The organism is Mycobacterium sp., assembly GCF_036273375.1.
Taxonomy (GTDB): Bacteria; Actinomycetota; Actinomycetes; order Mycobacteriales; family Mycobacteriaceae; genus Mycobacterium.
Genome location: NZ_DASUHS010000011.1, coordinates 1 through 15,561, shown reverse-complemented (window position 1 = coordinate 15,561; position 15,561 = coordinate 1). Strand labels below are relative to the sequence as shown.

Below are 15,561 nucleotides of genomic sequence, written 5' to 3'. Positions count from 1 at the left end.
CGCCGGCTATCGGACCGAATCGACGACCTGGCGGGCCAGCGCGCGCATTGCGGCGGCGCGCATTGGTCGCACGAGGAACCAGTAGACCCGCCCGGGAATGCCTCTCGGCAGAACGGTGGACCGCTGGGTATACCGGGTGCTGCGGCCGTCTTGCCGGGTCACCGCGATCTCGAGCCACTCTCGTCCCGGTGCTCGCTTGGTTGAGCGCAGCCGCAACAGGGTTCCCGCTGTGCGCTCATCGACCTTCCAGTCGCCTGCCCGTGAGTTCACGATGTCCTCGGCCGCCTTCCACACGTTCGCGGGTTCGGCGGTGGTCGTCGCGGTGCGCACATCGGTGTAGAAGATCTCGCCCGCCCAGGCCGGGTCAGTGGGCAGCGCCTCGGCCGGTTCGGACCGCAACGAGGACCACGTGGGTTCGGGGACGCCCCGCGCGGCGCGGGCAAGCGCGAGTTCGACGGCCCGCCGGTAGCCGGTCAGGCCGCCGGGCGGTGGCGCGATGATGCCGTCGATGTCGTGATCGCGCGTCACAGCGTCGCACTCCAGCGATTCGATCAGCGGCCGCGCCAGGCCGGGCGGAATCGGCGTCACGGTCCCGACCCAGAGGCTGGCGATCGTCGGGGTCAAAAACGGCAGCACGATGAGGTAGCGCTTGCCCAGGCCCGCCACGTCCGCGTAGACCCGCATCATGTCGCCGTATTCCAACACGTCCGGCCCGCCGACGTCCCAGGTGCGTGATTTCGGGACCGGGGCCGTTGCCGCCGCGGCCAGGTAGTACAGCACGTCGCGCACCGCGATCGGCTGGATTTTGTTGTGCACCCATTTCGGGGTGGTCATCACCGGCAACCGGTCGGTGAGGTGCCTGATCATTTCGAACGACGCCGACCCCGAGCCGACGACCACCCCGGCCTGCAACACCACCGTCTCGATGCCGGAATCGATCAGCGCGTCCCCGACGGCCTTGCGTGACGTGAGATGCGGTGAGAGATCGCTGTTTTCGGGATGCAGCCCACTCAGATACACGACCCGCCGCACCCCGGCACGCCGGGCGGCCGTCGCGACGTTGCGGGCGGCGCGGGTTTCCTCGGCGACGAAATCCTTCGAAGTACCCATCGAATGGACGAGGTAATAGACGACGTCGATGCCCTTGAACGCGGCAATCAGCGAATCGACGTCGCCGAGGTCACCGCATGCCACCTCGGCCTGTTGCCGCCAGGGCACCTGCGCCAGCTTGTCGGGATCGCGCGCCAAAGCTCGAACGTGATGGCCCTCGTCCAGCAGTCGGGGCACCAGGCGCCCGCCGATGTAGCCGGTCGCTCCGGTCACCAGGCACCGCACCTGTTCGGGCATCGATCCTCCGCCGTTGGTCAGTCAATGGGGTCTGACGAGGAGGATTACCTCATTGAACGGTGCTTAAGCGTTGCGGCCGATCACCGCAACAACTTTCAGCGGTCGGTGAAGTTGGCGGCGCGCCGTTGCTGGAAGGCCGTTGCACCCTCGACGAAGTCGGGGGATTTCAGCAGCACCGACTGTCCGTCGAACTCACGCTGCAGGGCGGGGTCCAACTCGGTCAGCGTGGCGGCGTTGATCGCCAGCTTGGTCTTGGCGAAGGCCACCGCCGGGCCGCCCAACAACCGGGCGATCACCTTGTCCACCTCGGCATCGAAGTCGCCGGCCGGATAGACCGCGGTGACCAGGCCCCACGACAAGGCCTCGGCGGCGGTCAGCCGCTCCGGAAGCAGCGCCATCTGCATGGCCCTGATCCGGCCGATCGCGGCCGCCACCAACGCCGACGCGCCGCCGTCGGGCATCAACCCGATCTTGGTGAAGGCGAGCATGAAAAACGCGCTCTCCGAAGCCAATACGATGTCACACGCCAGGGCGATGGAGACGCCGACGCCGGCCGCGGGTCCCTGGACCACGGCGACCACCGGACGCGGCAGCGCGGCGATCCCGCGCACCAGACGGTTGATCTCGAGGATGATCTCGTCCGGCGGGACGCCGCCGCCGTCGGAGACGTCGTCGGCGCTGATGCCCGCGCCGGAGCTGAAGCCGCGTCCGGCGCCGCCCAGCCGCACCACCTTGACCGCGGGGTCGGTGGCCGCATACTCCATTGCATCCGCGATGCCGGTGATCACCGGAACGGTCAGCGAATTCAGGCTGTCAGGCCGGTTGATGGTCACCGACAGCACGCCGTCCGACAGCGTGACGTCGAGGCCTGCGACGGGTGTCAGGGTGGCGAGCGCGGATGAAGTCATGGGCTCACCATAAGTGACCGGGGTGCGCGGCCTTCCGGCACGGCTGCGAAGATGTCGAACGACCGGTTGTTTGGTTGCGAACGGTCAAAGCGTCAGAGCAGACGAAAGGTCGGTGGATCGTGGCTGGACCGTTGCAGGGACTGCGTGTTGTCGAGTTGGCGGGCATCGGCCCCGGGCCACACGCCGCGATGATCCTGGGGGATCTGGGCGCCGACGTCGTGCGCATCGATCGCCCGTCTTCGGGTCCTGGGGGAGTTGCCAAGGACGCCATGATGCGCAACCGGCGGGTGGTGACCGCCGATCTGAAGTCCGACGAAGGGCGCGGCCTCGTCCTGAGACTGATCGCGAAAGCCGACGTGCTGATCGAGGGCTACCGCCCGGGCGTCACCGAGCGGCTCGGCCTGGGCCCCGAGGACTGCGCCAAGGTCAACGACGGGCTGGTCTACGCCCGGATGACCGGCTGGGGCCAGACCGGCCCACGCAGCCAGCAGGCGGGCCACGACATCAACTACATCTCGCTGAACGGCATCCTGCACTCCATCGGCCGGGCGAACGAGCGGCCGGTCCCGCCGCTGAACCTGGTCGGTGACTTCGGCGGCGGCTCGATGTTCCTGCTGCTCGGCATTCTGTCCGCCCTGTGGGAGCGGCAGACCTCCGGCAAGGGGCAGGTCGTCGACGCCGCGATGGTGGACGGCTCGAGCGTGCTGATCCAGATGATGTGGCAGATGCGTGCCTCCGGGATGTGGACCGACGCGCGCGGCACCAACCTGCTCGACGGCGGCGCCCCCTACTACGACACCTATGAATGCGCCGACGGCCGCTACGTCGCGGTCGGTGCCATCGAGCCGCAGTTCTATGCCGCGATGCTCACGGGCCTGGGCTTGGACGGCGCCGACATTCCCGGGCAGAACGACGTCAGCCGCTGGCCCGAACTGCGGGCCGTGCTGACCGAGAAGTTCGGTAGTCAGGACCGCGACCACTGGGCCAAGGTGTTCGCCGACTCCGACGCATGCGTGACCCCCGTGCTGGCCTTCGGCGAGGTGCAGACCGAGCCGCACATCACCGAGCGCAACACGTTCTACGAAGTCAACGGCGGCCTGCAGCCGCTGCCGGCGCCGCGGTTCTCCCGCACGGCGCCGGAGACACCGCGTCCCGCGGCGCAGGCGACTGATGCCGAAGCGGTACTCAAGGACTGGGTATAGTCCCAACCAACCAGTTGGCTGGACTCGAGCGAATCAGGAAGGACTCGGATGGAGATCAAAGACGCTGTTGCCGTCGTCACCGGGGGAGCGTCAGGGCTGGGCCTGGCAACCACCAAGCGACTGCTCGACCGCGGCGCCCAGGTGGTGGTGATCGACCTGCGTGGCGAAGAAGCGGTCAGTGAGCTGGGCGATCGCGCTCGCTTCGTCGAGGCCGACGTCACCGACGAGGCCGCCGTCGGCAAGGCGCTGGATGCCGCGGAGTCGATGGGCACGCTGCGCATCAACGTCAATTGCGCGGGCATCGGCAACGCCATCAAGACGCTGTCCAAGGACGGCCCGTTTCCGCTCGACGGCTTCAAGAAGGTGGTCGGGGTCAACCTGATCGGCACCTTCAACGTGCTGCGACTGGCTGCCGAGCGCATCGCCAAGACCGAGCCGGTCGGTGAGGAGCGGGGCGTCATCATCAACACGGCATCGGTCGCCGCGTTCGAGGGTCAGATCGGCCAGGCCGCCTACTCGGCGTCCAAGGGCGGCGTCGTCGGCATGACCCTGCCGATCGCGCGCGACCTGTCGCGCGAGCTCATCCGTGTGGTGACCATCGCGCCGGGCCTTTTCAAGACCCCGCTGCTGGGATCGCTGCCCGAGGAGGCGCAGGCGTCGCTGGGCAAGCAGGTGCCGCACCCGGCCCGGCTGGGTGATCCCGACGAGTACGGCGCCCTGGCCGTCCACATCGTCGAGAACCCGATGCTCAACGGCGAGGTCATCCGCCTAGACGGCGCCATTCGCATGGCGCCTCGCTGAGCCGCACCGCCGCCGGACAAACGAAAGCCCCCCGCACCGGCGGGGGGCTTTCGTGATCAGGCTCAATGATTACTTGCGGAACCATCGACTCACGTTGGGTTCGGCCATCAACAGCCGGGCGAGCATGCTCATGGCCAGCCTCAGCTCGCCGCTTGCAGTTCGTCGAACTGCTCCGAGGTCTCGCCTTCCACCAGCACGTCGCCGTGGTAGAGGGCATCGAAGTCAACTTTGATGACGTCGGCACTTGTGTCGTCGATCCACATGACACTGAGCGTATGGGCCGCCATTAAGGATTCTTTGAGTCACGATTCGGAAAACGTTGGCAATTTACCGGCGAGTAGGTTGACCGTCGTCCACCGCGCGGATTTGGGCCGTGAGCTGCTACTTGTGACACATTTTCTGGCCGGACTCTTAATGTCCATGCGGTTTAAAAAGCGGCGTTGAACGGTTTAGGCGGCCTCTGCGTGTTAGAGGGAGTGCACTGTTTGACGTGTGCAAATTAGCGTTTGTGACGTTGTCGCGGAGAAGCGAGCGGCAAGCGCAATGGGGCACCGGCAGCGGAAGGGCTCGAAATGCTGCAGAAAACCGCCCGCATCGCGATCAGGGCGCCCCGCCGCCTCATCGCGATCGGTGTCCTGGTTTTCATCGCCGCCGCCGTCTTCGGGGTCCCCGTCGCCAAGAGCCTGTCGCCGGGCGGTTTTCAAGACCCGAACTCCGAGTCGGGCCGCGCCATCAGCGTGTTGAGCGACAAGTTCGGCCAGAGCGGCCAGCAGGTGCTGATTCTGGTGACCGCGCCGGGTGGCACCAACAGTGAACCGGCCCGCAAGGTGGGCACCGATCTGATAGACGGGCTGCAAAAGTCCCCGCTCGTCTACAACGTCTCCTCGCCGTGGACCGCTGCTTCACAAGCTTCGGCCGACCTCGTGAGCCGCGACGGCAAGTCCGGACTCATCGTGGTCAACCTCAAAGGCGGCGAGGACCACGCGCAGAGCAACGCCCAGACGTTGGCGGACCAGTTCATCCACGACCGTGACGGCGTCACCGTGCGGGCCGGCGGCCCGGCGATGCAGTACGCGCAGATCAACACGCAGAACCAGGCCGACCTGCTGATGATGGAGTTGATCGCTCTGCCGCTGAGCTTCCTGGTGCTGATCTGGGTGTTCGGCGGGCTGCTGGCAGCGGCGTTGCCGATGGCGTTGGGTGCGCTGGCCGTCGTCGGTTCGATGTCGGTGTTGCGCCTCATCACCTTCACCACCGAAGTCTCGATCTTCGCCCTGAACCTGAGCACCGCTCTCGGCCTGGCCCTGGCCATCGACTACACCCTGTTGATCGTCAGCCGCTATCGCGACGAATTGGCCGAGGGCCACGACCGCGACGAAGCGCTCATCCGGACCATGGCCACCTCCGGTCGCACCGTGCTGTTCTCCGCGGTCACCGTGGCCTTGTCGATGTCGGCGACCGTGGCGTTCCCGATGTATTTCCTCAAGTCCTTCGCCTACGCCGGCGTGGCCACCGTTGCCTTCGTTGCGGCCGCCTCGATCGTGATCACCCCGGCCGCGATCGTCCTGCTGGGCCCCCGGCTGGACGCCCTGGACGTGCGCCGCCTGGCGCGGCGGATATTGCGGCGCCCCGAACCGGGGCACAAACGCGTCGAGCAGTTGTTCTGGTATCGGTCCACCAAGTTCGTGATGCGCCGCTGGGCGCCGATCGGCCTGACCGTCGTCGCCTTGCTGTTGCTGCTCGGGTATCCGTTCCTCAGCGTGACGTGGGGCTTCCCCGACGATCGGGTGCTGCCGCGGTCGGCGTCGGCGCATCAGGTCGGCGACCGGCTGCGCAACGATTTCGCGCACGACTCGGCGACGTCGGTGCCCGTCGTCATCCCCGACGCCATCGGGCTGACCCCGTCGGACGTCGACAACTACGCCGCCGGTCTGTCGCGGGTCGCCGACGTCTCGGCGGTGTCAGGCCCTGGCGGCACCTTCACGGCCGGCAACCGGGTGGGACCGCCGGCCGGGGCCGCCGGGCTGGCCGACGGCAGCGCGTTTCTGACCGTCAGCAGCACGGCGCCGCTGTTTTCGACGGTGAACGACACCCAGCTCACGCGGTTGCACGAGGTGCCCGGACCGGCGGGCCGATCCGTCGAGATGGGCGGGCTGGCGCAGGTCAACCGCGACAGCGTCGATGCCGTGACGGACCGGCTTCCGCTGGTCCTCGGGTTGATGGCGGCGATCACCTTCGTGTTGCTGTTTCTGCTCACCGGCAGCGTGCTGCTCCCGGTCAAGGCGCTGGCCTGCAACGTCTTGTCGTTGACGGCGGCGTTCGGCGCGTTGGTGTGGATCTTCCAGGACCGCCATCTGGGTGCGCTCGGAACGACGCCGAGCGGAACGCTGGTGGCGAACATGCCGGTGCTGCTGTTCTGCATCGCCTTCGGGCTGTCCATGGACTATGAGGTGTTCCTACTCTCCCGGATTCGCGAGTATTGGCTGGCGTCCGGCGCCGCCCGACCGGCGAGGCCGACGGCGAAGCAGGCCAACACCGCCAACGACGAGAGCGTGGCGCTCGGCGTCGCCCGCACCGGCCGGGTGATCACCGCGGCCGCATTGGTGATGTCGATGTCGTTCGCCGCGCTGATCGCGGCGCACGTCTCGTTTATGAGAATGTTCGGCCTCGGGCTGACGCTGGCCGTGTTCGCCGACGCCACCCTGGTGCGGATGGTGGTCGTCCCGGCCTTCATGCATGTGATGGGCCGATGGAATTGGTGGGCGCCCAAACCCCTGGCGTGGCTGCACGACCGGTTCGGCATCAGCGAGATTGCAGCCGAAGACACCGTCGAACACCTTGAGTCGACTGGAGGACCCGTCGAGCTCCCCGAGCCGGTGGTCGCCGAGCCGGTGCCCAATATCGGTTAACGCCGATCGACTCGTTGCCGAGACCATAGTGTGGGGCTCATCCGAGTCGGAAGGTTCATATGACAACGGCGGTTGACAACCCCTTCTTCGCGCGGGTCTGGCCAGTCGTCGCCAGCCATGAAGTCGAGGCGATCCGGGCCATGCGCCGGGAGAATCTGGCCGGCCTGTACGGCCGGGTGCTGGAAGTCGGCGCCGGAATCGGCACGAACTTTGCCCACTACCCGGACTCCGTGGACGAGGTGATGGCGGTGGAGCCTGAACCGCGGCTGGCGGCCCGGGCCCGTGCCACCGCCGAGGCGGTGCCCACCCGCGTTGTCGTGACCGGCGAGACGGCCGAAGGGTTCAGCGGCGCGGAGCCCTTCGACGCGGTGGTGTGCTCGCTGGTGTTGTGCTCGGTGCGCGACCCGGGCGATGTGTTGCGGCGCCTGTACTCGTTGCTGCGGCCGGGCGGGGAGCTGCGTTATCTCGAGCACATCGCCAGTGCCGGTGCGCGAGGCCGCTTTCAGCGTTTTGTCGATGCGACGACGTTGTGGCCGCGGCTCTTTGGCAATTGCCACACCCATCGGGATACCGAGCGCTCGATCGTCGAGGCGGGATTCGAAGTCGAGACGTCTCGGCGGGAGTTCACATTGCCGGCCTGGGCGCCGATGCCGGTCTCGGAGCTACTACTCGGCCGCGCGCGCCGGCCCTGACCGGCCGTCCCGTCAGTTCAGCAGGGCCGGTAGCCGCTGCAGCAGGCCGGGCAGCGCCTGGCCGGCCGTCTCACGCATGCTGATCGTCACGCTGCCCGACAACGGCGTCACCTCGGGATTGACCTCGATGACTGCGGTGCCGCGGGACAGCGCCAGCTCGGCCAGACCGGCCGCCGGATAGACGATCGCAGAGGTCCCGACCACCACCATGACGTCGGCGGCCTCGGTCGCCTCGACGGCGCGCTGCCACGGTTCGTCGGGCAGCTGTTCACCGAACCACACGATGTCGGGCCGGATGAGGCCCCCGCAGCGACACACCGGGGGCTCCACCTCCAGCGCCGGTTCGGGCATCGTGGGCAGCGCGCCGGAGTAGTGCTTATCGCAACGCGCACAACGGAATTCGAACAGGCTGCCGTGCAGGTGATGAACCGAACGGCTGCCCGCGCGCTCGTGCAGGTCGTCGACGTTCTGGGTGATGACGCTGACCTGAGCGTCGTCCTGCCAGGCGGCGATGGCGCGATGGCCCGCATTCGGTTGGACGTCGGCGACCAGATAGTGGCGCCACAGATACCAGCCCCAAACCCGCTGCGGGTTGTCGCGCCAGCCCTGGGTGCTGGACAGCTCGTAAGGGTCGAAGCGTGCCCACAATCCGTTCTTGTCATCGCGGAAGGTCGGCACCCCGCTTTCCGCGGAGATCCCCGCGCCGCTGAGCACCGCTACTCGCATCCCACCAAGATAGCCGGGGGTGGGGGATACTGGACGGGTGGAGCTGGGTGACTGGTTGAAGGTCGACATGAAGGCGGGAAAGCCGTTGTTCGACCAGCTCAGGACGCAGGTCATCGACGGAGTCCGGGAGGGCGCGTTGCCGCCCGGCACCCGCCTGCCTACCGTTCGGGATCTGGCCGGCCAGCTCGGCGTCGCCGTCAACACCGTCGCACGCGCCTACCGCGAGCTGGAGACCTCCGCCATCATCGAAACCCGCGGGCGTTTCGGCACTTTCATCGCCCGCTACGACCCGACCGACGCGGCCATGGCTGCCGCGGCCCGCGAGTACGTGCGGGTTGCGCGCGGACTCGGGTTGGACAAGGACGACGCGGTGCGCTACGTCGAAGCGGTGCCCGACGAGTGACGGGTGCCCGATCGGCATCGAAAATCCTTGGTGCACAGGCTGTTTGGTAGCCGCGGCTCAGCGCAGCACCTTGTCCAGCGTGCGGAGGTTGCGGGTCGTGGTAGACGACTTGTACCGCGGCTTGCCCATCGTCTTGCCGATGCTGCTGTCCAGCGTGCCGCCCTTGGGGACCTGCCAATAGACCACGCCGTCACCGCGGCGGATCTTCTCGTCGGGACCCGCATCCTTGCCCAGCGCGGCGAGCTCGTCCAGGACGGCCGGGTCAGCGACGAACGTGACATAGGACTGATGGCCGTCGCGCTCACGCTCGAACGGGTAGGCATCGACCACGCCGCGCACCGTGTCGATGTCGTAGGCCAGCACCCACGCGTCGTAGCCGAACCGGTCCCGCAACGCGGCTTCGGCCTTTTTGCGCACCGACGCCACGCCGGCGGTCGACTCCAGCAGCACGTTCCCGGTCGCCAGGATGGTCCGGACCTCGGTGAACCCCGCCGCGGTGAGCGCGGCCGCCACCTCGGCCATCTTCAGATTGACACCCCCGACGTTGACGCCACGCAGGAAGGCCGCGTACTTGGTCATGCCCCGATTCCACCAGGTCGGCCACGCAACAAATTTGCCGGGCCACCCCGGCCACCCGCGACGTAGGCTTTCGTCATGGGACGCCAAGTCTTCGACGACAAATTGCTGGCCTTGATCAGTGGACATTCCCTCGGGGTGCTGGCCACCATCAAGCGCGACGGGCGGCCGCAGCTCTCGAACGTGAGCTACCACTTCGACCCGCGCAGCGTGGTGATCCAGGTGTCGATCACCGAGCCGCGCGCCAAGACCCGCAACCTGCGACGAGACCCGCGAGCCTCGATCCTGGTCGACGCCGACGACGGCTGGTCCTACGCCGTCGCGGAGGGCACCGCCGAGCTGACGCCCCCCGCGGCCGCGCCCAACGACGACACCGTGGAGGCGCTGATTGCGTTGTATCGCAACATCGCCGGTGAACACCCGGACTGGGACGAATACCGGCAGGCCATGGTCACCGACCGGCGGGTGCTGCTGACGCTGCCGATCTCGCACCTGTACGGCATGCCGCCGGGCAAGCGGTAGCCGCGCGGCCTACCGAACCGTTTCGAAAAACCCGGGCTAGGCTGCCCCCTATGGCTGAATCTAATGCCCCGCAGGTTTCCAAGTCGTCGGAGTCTTCGGGCGCTGGATCGCCCGGGTCGGACGACGACACCAAGCGCAAATTCCGCGAAGCCCTGGACCGCAAGATGGCGAAATCATCGAGCGGATCCGACCACAAGGACGGCGCCGGCAAGCAATCGCGGGCGCACGGCGCGGTAGGGAACCGCCGCGAATTCCGCCGCAAGAGCGGCTGACAGTCGCGTGTCGTCGGGAGCGAATCATGTTGATTCTCAATGTTTTCGTGGCTGTGCCGTAAGGGGCGACGTACACCGGCTGCGCAGCGCTTGAAGCGAAGTTCTAACCGTTTGCGGGGTGGCGACCTCAGCCTTCCGGCGCTGTGAATAGGCCGATCGAAGGGTCCGCTTGGCCGGGTTTGCCGCGCAAACTCCCCCGGGTGCTGGGATGTTCGAAGTTCACTCGGGACGGGTCGTTTTGGTATGCCCAGTCCGCCACGATGGTGCGTTGGCGGAACTTCCAGCGGCCGTCGTGTCTGCTGTATGTGTCCAAATATCGCCCGCCGATGATGACGTCGATGTCGTGCTCGGGGCCGGCGAAGGTGTGGAACACCAGGCAGTAGATTTCTCCGCGGGCCGTGTCGCCTTCGACCGCGAAGTTCGTTGTGGTGATGTTGTGTTGGGAGACACGCACATACGGTTCCGCGGCCACTAGTTGCGCGATGAACTGTTCGACGCCGCCGGTCGAGAACGAGCCGTGCGAATCGGTCGCCTCGGGGTGGTACAGGCTGCGCAGCGTGTCGTAGTCGGCGCGGTCGACGGCCCGGCAATAGGCGGTGACGAGCTGATGCAACTCGTCGCGAGCCAGCATCAGCGCCAGCTTGCTCTCATCCACCACCACGCCACGATAACGCGGTCATTGCTGGTGAGTAGTCTTGCGACCAATGGGTCCCCGGTCCCAGGGTGTGCAGCGGAAGGAAGATCGTTGACGGTGAAACTTTGCCTCGCTCAAGATCCTGAGGCCGACAAGCTGCTGGACCAGAGTCCGTTGGCGTTGCTCATCGGGATGGTTCTGGATCAGCAGGTCCCCTTCGAGACGGCGTTCGCTGGACCGAAGAAGATCGCGGACCGGATGGGCAGCTTCGATGCCGCCGAAATTGCGGACTACGACCCGGACAAGTTCGCCGCATTGTGCTCGCAAAGGCCTGCGATACACCGCTTTCCGGGGTCAATGGCCAAGCGCATCCAAACGCTGGCGCAGATCATCGTGGACCGCTACGACGGCGACGCGGCCGGATTGTGGACTGCCGGTGACCCCGACGGAACCGAGCTGCTGCGGCGGATCAAGGGATTGCCTGGATTCGGGGACGTGAAGGCGCGGATCTTTTTGGCACTGCTGGGCAAGCAGTACGGCGTGACGCCGAAAGGCTGGCGCGCGGCTGCGGGGGACTTCGGCAAGGCCGGTGCGCACATATCCGTCGCCGACATCGTCGACGCCCAATCGATGGGGAAGGTGCGCGCCTTCAAGAAGCAGATGAAAGCGGCAGCCAAAGCGGCGAAGTAGAAGGTCCACAGAAGGGAAGGGCGACAACGTGAAGACACACATAACGTGTCCGTGCGGCGAAGCCATCGTCGGCAAGGATGAGGACGAACTGGTCGAGTTGACCCAAGCTCACCTCGCCAGCGTCCATCCTGGCCTCGAGTACGACCGCGACGCCATCCTGTTCATGGCGTACTAGCTGTACTGCCCGACGTGAATGCGCGTGCCCCCCGCTCGGGGACACGCGCATTCGCCGGCGATGGCGGCGCCGGCTCGCTACGGCACCACCGTCGAGCCAATGGTGGGCAGGAATTGGCACTGCTTTTCCTTGGTGGTGACCTGACCGAAGATCGTCGACATGACACTGCCCGAGCCGGTGTCGGCGATCGCGCTCAGTGTCGTCGGCCCCTCCGGGTTGATGTCCGCGCGGGGCTTGAGCGCGACGGTCCCGGACTTGCCGGTGGTCAGGTTCACCCAGGTGACATTCAGCGGCAGCTTCTGCACCTCGGCAGGTCCGGGCGTGCCAACCGCCGTGAACACGTAGGCGGTCTGGCCGGGGCCCGGGCCGGGGAGCGGAATCTTGGCCGGCCCCGCGACCGACAGCGCTGTGGCGATGGCGTTGGTGCCGTCCGCCAGGCAGTTGGTGCCGATCGAGGGGTACATGAAGTCCTGGGTGGGCGGCGTGTCAGCGCCGAACCCCGGAGCCGCCGCCGCGGGAACGGCGTCCGGCGCAGGTGCGGGAGCCGGCGCCGGTGCGGCTTCCGGTGCGGGAGGGGCCACTGGTGCTGCTGCGGCCGGTGCCGGGGGGCCCGGGACTGGCGCGTTGGCCGGTTGGGCGGGACCCGGTACGGCGGGTGCCGCAGCGGGTGCGGGACCGGCTGCGTGGGCCGGGTCGATGCCGGCCGGCAGGTGTGCCTCGGGCGCCGGAGTCGCAGCAGGCGCCGGAGCCGCAGCAGGTGCTGGAGCGGCAGCGGGCGCCGGAGCGGCAGCGGGACCCGGTACGGCGGGTGCCGCAGCGGGTGCGGGACCGGCTGCGTGGGCCGGGTCGATGCCGGCCGGCAGGTGGGCCTGCAAACCGGGTTCTACCCCTGTCGCGGGCACGTGCTGCGTCGGCACGCCGGGCTCGGCGACGAATTGATTGACCGCCGCCGCAACGTTTTTAGATTCATTGGGCGTGCTCGGGTTGTGGGCGAAGGCTTGCGCTGCGGCCATCAGCAGCTGTGTCGCTTGCTGGGGGTCGGTGGCCGCCTGCTGGATGAGCGGGCTCAGCTGCGATAAGGCAGGCAGACCCGGCAGCCCTTGGGCCGCATTCGGTTGCGGTATCGGCTGCGGCGCCGCCGGATCGGCTGCCGCGCTCGGGCAGAGCCCGAACGCGACAGCCGATGCCGTGACGACAGCGGCCAAACCTTTGGACAGATTCCAAGTGGTTGCCACGGTGTCCTCCGGTTGTCAGTAGTGATTAGCCGTTTACGAACTGATCAGGGCAGGGCCGCCAGCAGCGGCGCTGCCGGTCCGGCGGGGCTGACCGCCGGCGCGGGTGCCGCGGGTGCCGCGGGCGCGGCCGGAGCCTGACCCGAAGCGAGCGCCGGCAGATCCTGCGGGAGCGTCACTTTCGGAGGCACACTGACCGGCAGGCCGGCCGGCATCGCCGGCATGTTGACCTGCGCCTGCGGAAGCTGCGGAGCAGGCGGAGTGGCCGGCGCCGCGGGTGCCGACAACCCCGGGATCGTCGGGAGGCCCGGGATCGACGGAGCGGCCGGAGCGGCGGGACCCGCAGCCGCCGGCTGCGCACCCGTCAGGCCTTGGATCATCCCCGGAATGCCGCCGGTCGCCGTCGACGGCGCGGCGGGCGTCGCCGACTGCGCCAGCCCGGGAAGGAGGGAGCTGGTTGCCGGAGACGACGCCGGGGCGGCGGGGCTTGTCGGCGCGGTCAGTCCGGGAATCGACGGAAGACCCGCCGCCGGAGCCGCCGCGGTTGCCGGGGAGGTGGCCGCCGGAACACCCGGGAAGCTGATGCCCGGAGTGGCCGGAGCCGCCGGCGGCGTGGCGCCGAGTGCGGTCGCGAGGTTCTGCAGGATTTGCGGCGCGTTGGCCGCCGAACTGATCAGCTGCTGCGGAATGTTCGGCACGGCCGGGGCCGGCACGGGGTCGGCATGGGCGATCCCGCCCGTCAATAGCGCTGCGGACGAACCGACCACGACGGCGGCTGCACGCATGTAAGTCCAGATGGTTGGCATGACTCTCCCTGATTGATCGATTACAGGTTCGGCGCTGAAGTTACTTTGATGCTGATGGGACTCAAGTGACACGTGTGGCATTTATAAACTCGTTACTGATACGAGTGAGATCGGTGACCGAACGCGTGAAAAGAGGCACCAAGACGTGATGTGAGGACCGCGCTGCGGCGCGTACCTCGCTCGCTAAAGTCGGGCGGATAGATACCACCTCGGCCGCTCCGGCGGCATCCACGCCCCAGCGGTTGGCGAGCGTCCTTCAGGTGGCCGCGCCGATGCTGCTCATCGCGAGCATCGCCGCGCGGTTGGCCTGGACGTATCTGGCTCCCAACGGCGCGAACTTCGTCGACTTGCACGTGTACCTCGGCGGATCCGCCGCGATCGACCACCCCGGCACGTTGTACAGCTACGTCTACGCCGACCAGACGCCGGACTTCCCGCTGCCGTTCACCTACCCGCCGTTCGCGGCCGTCGTCTTCTACCCACTGCACCTACTGCCCTTCGGCCTCGTCGCCTTCCTCTGGCAGGTCGCGACGATGGCGGCGCTGTACGGCGCGATCCGCATCAGCCAGCGCCTGATGGACGTCGCAGCCGGCCCGGCCGGCCGGCGCGCCGCGATGTTGTGGACGGCGGTCGCCATCTGGATCGAGCCGCTGCGCAGCACATTCGACTACGGCCAGGTCAACGTGTTGCTGATGACCGCGGTGCTGTGGGCGGTGTACACCACGCGGTGGTGGCTGGCGGGGCTGCTGGTCGGTGTGGCGGCGGGAATCAAGTTGACCCCCGCGATCGCCGGCGTCTATCTGCTCGGCGCCCGCCGGTGGGGCGCGGCGGTGTCTTCGGCGGTCGTATTCGTTGCCACGATTGGGATTTCGGTGTTGGTCGTCGGCGATCAGACGCGCTACTACTTCACCGACCTGCTGGGCGACGCCCACCGGGTGGGACCCATCGCCACCTCGTTCAATCAGTCTTGGCGCGGTGGCATTTCGCGGATCCTGGGCCACGACGTCGGATTCGGTCCGCCGCTGGTGGCCGCCGTCGCCGTCAGCGCGGTGCTGGCCGTGCTGGCCTGGCGCGCCCTGGACTCCTCGGATCGGCTGGGCAGGCTGGTGGTGGTGGAGTTGTTCGGGCTGTTGCTCTCACCGATTTCCTGGACCCATCACTGGGTGTGGCTGGTACCGCTGATGATCTGGGCGATCCACGGCCCGGTGCGCGAGCTGCGTGGAGCGCGGATCGTCGGCTGGGGCTGGCTGGCCCTCACCCTGATCGGCGTGCCGTGGTTGCTGAGCTTCGCCCAACCAACCATCTGGCAGATCGGCCGGCCGTGGTACCTGGCCTGGGCCGGGTTGATCTACATCGTGGCGGCGGTGGCGACGTTGATCTGGATCGCCGCGAGCGGCACCCGAGAGACCGAGGAGAAGGGCGCGGCCGCGGTCTAGTTGTCGACGATGCCGTTGATGTCGCGGGCCATGTCGATATCGTTTTTGGTGATGCCGCCCTCGGAGTGCGTGACGAGAGCGAATGTTACTGTCCGCCAACGAATATCAATGTCCGGGTGATGGTCCTTGCTCTCCGCGTGCTCGCCCACCCGGCGCACGGCATCGATGCCGGCGAGAAAGCTCGGAAATTTGATCGAGCGGCGCAGGGCGCCGTCGGCGCGCTCCCAGCC

General features: G+C 67.6%; 18 protein-coding genes and 1 pseudogene. 10 read left to right on the top strand and 9 right to left on the bottom strand.

What is annotated here, in order from left to right; genetic code table 11:
• Nucleotides 1-6: 6 nt before the first annotated feature.
• The gene (locus VFW69_RS01250) at nt 7-1,347 is read right to left on the bottom strand and encodes a DUF2867 domain-containing protein (protein WP_526497340.1); all 1,341 of its coding nucleotides are present in this window, start codon (nt 1,345-1,347) and stop codon (nt 7-9) included.
• A 95-nt stretch (nt 1,348-1,442) separates the two neighbouring features.
• Nucleotides 1,443-2,255, bottom strand: a complete 813-nt coding sequence (locus tag VFW69_RS01245) for an enoyl-CoA hydratase/isomerase family protein (protein ID WP_526497338.1) — start codon at nt 2,253-2,255, stop codon at nt 1,443-1,445.
• Nucleotides 2,256-2,374: 119 nt separating this feature from the next.
• On the opposite strand from VFW69_RS01245, the gene VFW69_RS01240 reads away from it, so the two are divergent.
• Together VFW69_RS01240 and VFW69_RS01235 are read left to right on the top strand one after the other, a co-directional pair.
• Nucleotides 2,375-3,457 carry a CaiB/BaiF CoA transferase family protein gene (locus VFW69_RS01240; RefSeq protein WP_526497336.1) on the top strand — a complete coding sequence of 361 codons (1,083 nt, stop codon included), beginning with the start codon at nt 2,375-2,377 and terminating at the stop codon, nt 3,455-3,457.
• Between the two features lie 48 nt (nt 3,458-3,505).
• Complete coding sequence (locus VFW69_RS01235; protein WP_526497334.1) at nt 3,506-4,258, top strand: 3-hydroxyacyl-CoA dehydrogenase; 753 nt, start codon at nt 3,506-3,508, stop codon at nt 4,256-4,258.
• 140 nt (nt 4,259-4,398) lie between these two features.
• Here VFW69_RS01235 and VFW69_RS01230 read toward each other — a convergent pair whose 3' ends face one another.
• Entirely contained in the window at nt 4,399-4,521 is a 123-nt protein-coding gene (locus VFW69_RS01230; RefSeq protein ID WP_156655929.1) for a hypothetical protein, read from the bottom strand.
• A 309-nt stretch (nt 4,522-4,830) separates the two neighbouring features.
• Here VFW69_RS01230 and VFW69_RS01225 point away from each other — a divergent pair, with 309 nt between their 5' ends.
• Together VFW69_RS01225 and VFW69_RS01220 are read left to right on the top strand one after the other, a co-directional pair.
• Entirely contained in the window at nt 4,831-7,167 is a 2,337-nt protein-coding gene (locus tag VFW69_RS01225) for an MMPL family transporter (protein WP_526497332.1), read from the top strand.
• Nucleotides 7,168-7,226: 59 nt separating this feature from the next.
• Entirely contained in the window at nt 7,227-7,859 is a 633-nt protein-coding gene (locus tag VFW69_RS01220) for a class I SAM-dependent methyltransferase (RefSeq protein WP_526497330.1), read from the top strand.
• A 12-nt stretch (nt 7,860-7,871) separates the two neighbouring features.
• Here VFW69_RS01220 and VFW69_RS01215 read toward each other — a convergent pair whose 3' ends face one another.
• Nucleotides 7,872-8,585 carry an SIR2 family NAD-dependent protein deacylase gene (locus VFW69_RS01215; RefSeq protein ID WP_526497328.1) on the bottom strand — a complete coding sequence of 238 codons (714 nt, stop codon included), beginning with the start codon at nt 8,583-8,585 and terminating at the stop codon, nt 7,872-7,874.
• A 37-nt stretch (nt 8,586-8,622) separates the two neighbouring features.
• Here VFW69_RS01215 and VFW69_RS01210 point away from each other — a divergent pair, with 37 nt between their 5' ends.
• Entirely contained in the window at nt 8,623-8,988 is a 366-nt protein-coding gene (locus tag VFW69_RS01210; protein WP_526497471.1) for an Rv1152 family transcriptional regulator, read from the top strand.
• A gap of 57 nt (nt 8,989-9,045) precedes the next feature.
• Here the strand turns inward: VFW69_RS01210 and VFW69_RS01205 are convergent, their stop codons facing one another.
• The gene (locus tag VFW69_RS01205; protein WP_526497326.1) at nt 9,046-9,567 is read right to left on the bottom strand and encodes a DUF1697 domain-containing protein; all 522 of its coding nucleotides are present in this window, start codon (nt 9,565-9,567) and stop codon (nt 9,046-9,048) included.
• Between the two features lie 75 nt (nt 9,568-9,642).
• Here VFW69_RS01205 and VFW69_RS01200 point away from each other — a divergent pair, with 75 nt between their 5' ends.
• Nucleotides 9,643-10,086, top strand: coding sequence for a PPOX class F420-dependent oxidoreductase (locus VFW69_RS01200; RefSeq protein ID WP_526497324.1), 444 nt, complete (start codon nt 9,643-9,645; stop codon nt 10,084-10,086).
• A 50-nt stretch (nt 10,087-10,136) separates the two neighbouring features.
• Nucleotides 10,137-10,358 carry a DUF5302 family protein gene (locus tag VFW69_RS01195; RefSeq protein WP_526497322.1) on the top strand — a complete coding sequence of 74 codons (222 nt, stop codon included), beginning with the start codon at nt 10,137-10,139 and terminating at the stop codon, nt 10,356-10,358.
• Between the two features lie 127 nt (nt 10,359-10,485).
• Here the strand turns inward: VFW69_RS01195 and VFW69_RS01190 are convergent, their stop codons facing one another.
• Entirely contained in the window at nt 10,486-11,019 is a 534-nt protein-coding gene (locus tag VFW69_RS01190; RefSeq protein ID WP_526497320.1) for a nuclear transport factor 2 family protein, read from the bottom strand.
• Nucleotides 11,020-11,109: 90 nt separating this feature from the next.
• Between VFW69_RS01190 and VFW69_RS01185 the strand changes: the two genes are divergently transcribed.
• Nucleotides 11,110-11,682 (top strand): HhH-GPD-type base excision DNA repair protein, encoded by a 573-nt coding sequence (locus tag VFW69_RS01185; protein ID WP_526497469.1) that lies wholly within the window; start codon nt 11,110-11,112, stop codon nt 11,680-11,682.
• Between the two features lie 28 nt (nt 11,683-11,710).
• Nucleotides 11,711-11,857: a hypothetical protein gene (locus VFW69_RS01180; protein ID WP_003875447.1), complete on the top strand. Its 147-nt coding sequence runs from the start codon at nt 11,711-11,713 to the stop codon at nt 11,855-11,857.
• 77 nt (nt 11,858-11,934) lie between these two features.
• Here VFW69_RS01180 and VFW69_RS01175 read toward each other — a convergent pair whose 3' ends face one another.
• Nucleotides 11,935-13,092, bottom strand: coding sequence for an Rv1157c family protein (locus tag VFW69_RS01175; protein ID WP_526497310.1), 1,158 nt, complete (start codon nt 13,090-13,092; stop codon nt 11,935-11,937).
• Nucleotides 13,093-13,136: 44 nt separating this feature from the next.
• The gene (locus VFW69_RS01170) at nt 13,137-13,895 is read right to left on the bottom strand and encodes a hypothetical protein (protein ID WP_526497308.1); all 759 of its coding nucleotides are present in this window, start codon (nt 13,893-13,895) and stop codon (nt 13,137-13,139) included.
• A gap of 170 nt (nt 13,896-14,065) precedes the next feature.
• Here VFW69_RS01170 and VFW69_RS01165 point away from each other — a divergent pair.
• Nucleotides 14,066-15,331, top strand: a pseudogene (locus tag VFW69_RS01165) (mannosyltransferase); the annotation flags it as partial.
• Here VFW69_RS01165 and VFW69_RS01160 read toward each other — a convergent pair.
• A partial coding sequence (locus VFW69_RS01160; RefSeq protein ID WP_526497306.1) for a 4a-hydroxytetrahydrobiopterin dehydratase occupies nt 15,328-15,561 on the bottom strand: 234 nt, incomplete at its 5' end. The pseudogene VFW69_RS01165 and the gene VFW69_RS01160 sit on opposite strands and share 4 nt — an antisense overlap.